Source organism: Schnuerera sp., from assembly GCF_035459645.1.
In the GTDB taxonomy this organism is placed as follows: Bacteria; Bacillota; Clostridia; order Tissierellales; family Tepidimicrobiaceae; genus Schnuerera.
The window spans coordinates 1-1,690 of the sequence record NZ_DATHXO010000113.1 but is presented as its reverse complement, the minus strand read 5'-3'; the positions used below and the strand labels follow the sequence as shown (position 1 = coordinate 1,690).

Here is a 1,690-nt window from a genome sequence, read left to right as displayed (position 1 = left end):
TAGATCATCTCCATTTAAAATGTGACGAATTAGATTTATCTGAATGGAATGATATTGTAAATAGGATTAAAGCTTTAAAAGAGAAAGTGACTATAGCTCTTGTTGGAAAATATGTAGAACTGAAGGATGCATATCTGTCAGTGGCTGAGTCTTTAAGACATGGTGGTATATTCAATGATGTAGATGTAGAAATAAAGTGGATTCATTCTGAAAATGTAGAAGATAGAAATAATAAAGAGATATTTGAAGGAGTAGATGGCATTTTAGTTCCTGGTGGATTTGGCGAGAGAGGAATAGATGGGAAAATTTCTGCAGTTAAATATGCTAGAGAGAACAAAATACCTTATTTGGGAATATGTCTAGGTATGCAATTAACTGTTGTGGAATTTGCAAGGAATGTAGTTGGATTGAAAGAAGCTCATAGTACTGAAATTAATCCAAATACTCCTTTTCCTGTAATCGATTTAATGCCAGAACAAAAGGATATAGAATTAACCAATGGTTCTATGAGATTAGGGTTATACCCTTGTAAATTAGCTAAAGGATCTAAGGCTATGGATATTTATAAAGAAGAATTAATATATGAAAGACATAGACATAGACATGAACTCAACAATCAATTTAGAGATAAATTAGAAGAAGAGGGATTGTTGATGAGTGGACTTTCACCAGATGAGAGATTAGTTGAAATTGTAGAACTAAAAGATCATCCTTGGTTTATAGGAGTGCAGTTTCATCCTGAATTTAAGTCAAGACCAACAAAAGCCCATCCTTTGTTTAAAGATTTTATAAGGGCTGCTAAGGAAAATAAAGATAATAAATAGAGGAATTTATGAGTATATCTAGAATAGTAATATTAGGTAAAGTTATCGATTGTAACTGTAAAAGGGGGAGATATTTTGTTTATTAACAAAAATCACCAAAAAATTACTATTTTAATTATTGTATTATTAAGTTTTAATGGTTTTATAGCTTATGGGGAAAGCATGTTTACAGATATAAGCAATAGTCATTGGGCTTATGATTATGTGGAAAAGGTTGTTGATTTAGGGTTGATGGATGGATATGAAGATGGAACCTTTAGACCTAATGATGAAGTAAATACTGCAGATGCATTGGTATATGTGACTAGACTTTTTAATACACCTTCAGAAGAAATTGAAAAAATGAGAGGAAAGTATAGCATTTTATTAAATAAATTTGAATTATCAGAAGAGAGGAAAGATGCACTAGCTATAGCTTTATCCAAAGGTTTAGTTACGGAAATTTTTGTAGAAAACAATTTATTTGTGAAAGGAAAGATTAGAACTGCAACAAAGGTTGAATTATCTATCTATATTGCTGAAGCATTAGGGATAGAAGAAAAAGATGGTGAGGTTTTCTTGTTTTTATATAAGGATACAGATAGTATTCCAGAACGAGCAAGACCTTATATAAAATTTTTAATAGACAAGGGTATACTAGAAGCGAAAGGTGATGGAAATGGGAATTTCAACCCAGATCAACCAGTTATTAGATCTGTATTGGCTAAGATCTTATATCTTTCCTATGGGAAAATGGATGGAAGCTCTATAGTAACTATTCCAGAAGAGCCAGTAGAAGAACCTGAGAAATCACCAATAAAAACACCAGTAGAAGAACCTGTTACTCATGAAAAAGACCAATTAGCTGGCATTATTACTGGGAAAGT

Annotated in this window: 2 protein-coding genes; both read left to right on the top strand. The window is 31.7% G+C overall.

The window, feature by feature from the left end; translation table 11 throughout:
• Positions 1 to 824, top strand: an 824-nt coding sequence (locus VK998_RS02745) for a CTP synthase (protein ID WP_325225208.1), incomplete at its 5' end; no start/stop codon positions are given.
• Positions 825 to 899: 75 nt separating this feature from the next.
• The coding region (locus tag VK998_RS02740; RefSeq protein ID WP_325225206.1) for an S-layer homology domain-containing protein at positions 900 to 1,690 on the top strand (791 nt) is incomplete at its 3' end.